This is a genomic window from Rhodococcus sp. NPDC057297, assembly GCF_042667435.1.
Lineage (GTDB): Bacteria > Actinomycetota > Actinomycetes > Mycobacteriales > Mycobacteriaceae > Rhodococcoides.
Map to the genome: position 1 here is coordinate 1 of NZ_JBHUZE010000022.1, position 1417 is coordinate 1417.

A 1417-nucleotide genomic window follows, 5' to 3' on the forward strand; every position below is an offset into this window, starting at 1 on the left:
GGATAAGAGACACCGGCATACTCTGCGACATCGTATAACGTTACTGGTTTCACATTCACCACCCTGAATTGACTCTCTTCCGGGCGCTATCATGCCATACCGCGAAAGGTTTTGCGCCATTCGATGGTGTCCGGGATCTCGACGCTCTCCCTTATGCGACTCCTGCATTAGGAAATTAATACGACTCACTATAGGGGAATTGTGAGCGGATAACAATTCCCCTGTAGAAATAATTTTGTTTAACTTTAATAAGGAGATATACCATGGGCAGCAGCCATCACCATCATCACCACAGCCAGGATCCGGGGGACGAAAACCTCTATTTCCAGTCGGCGACCGAGGCCAAGGCCTTCGACCGGGTCGCGGACGACTACGACCGGATGCGGGGCGGAATGGAGCGCGGCCGGCAGGCCGCGGCGCAACTCGCCGGGGACCTGGTACCCGGCCCGGTGCTCGAAGTGGGTGTCGGGACGGGCATCGTGGCGGCGGGACTGGCCGAACTCGGCCACCGGGTCCACGGCGTCGACCTGTCGCTGCCGATGCTGTCGCGGGCCGCGGAGCGGCTGGCGGGGCGGGTGACGGCCGGGGACGCCCGGGCCCTGCCGTTCCGGGACGGCACGTTCGACAACCTGGTCTTCACGCACGTCCTGCATCTGGTCGGGGACATGCCGCGCGCCCTCGCGGAGGCGGCGCGGGTGCTGCGCCCCGGCGGGCGGCTGCTCGCGGTGCACGGCGACCCCGCGGCCGACCCGGACGACCTGGTCGCCGTACTGGACCGGCTGGCCGTGCTCCAGCCGCCGCGGCCCGACACCCCCGAACGGCTGGACGCGGCCGCGGCCGCGGCGGGGCTGACCCGGCTGCGGCACGAGTTCGCGCCGGACTACGAGCGGGCCACCACACCGCGTCAGCTGCTGGAGAGCCTGGAGCGCCGGCTGCCGCCCTACCTGTGGGAGGTCGACGACGAGACCTGGGGCCGGGTGGTGGAGCCGGCCCTCGCCGAACTGCGCGGCCTCGCGGACCCGGACCGGCCGCGGGTGCAGCAGTGGCGGGTGCACCGCAGCGTCTACGCCAAGCGGTGATAACATTTAAGTAAGTACTCGAGTCTGGTAAAGAAACCGCTGCTGCGAAATTTGAACGCCAGCACATGGACTCGTCTACTAGCGCAGCTTAATTAACCTAGGCTGCTGCCACCGCTGAGCAATAACTAGCATAACCCCTTGGGGCCTCTAAACGGGTCTTGAGGGGTTTTTTGCTGAAACCTCAGGCATTTGAGAAGCACACGGTCACACTGCTTCCGGTAGTCAATAAACCGGTAAACCAGCAATAGACATAAGCGGCTATTTAACGACCCTGCCCTGAACCGACGACAAGCTGACGACCGGGTCTCCGCAAGTGGCACTTTTCGGGGAAATGTGCG

The 1417-nt window shown here is 63.8% G+C and carries 1 protein-coding gene; it reads left to right on the plus strand.

Annotation, left to right across the window (positions count from 1 at the left end):
• Window positions 1-263 precede the first annotated feature (263 nt).
• Window positions 264-1079: a methyltransferase domain-containing protein gene (locus ACFULT_RS27150; protein ID WP_363447963.1), complete on the plus strand. Its 816-nt coding sequence runs from the start codon at window positions 264-266 to the stop codon at window positions 1077-1079.
• The last annotated feature ends 338 nt before the right edge of the window (window positions 1080-1417 follow it).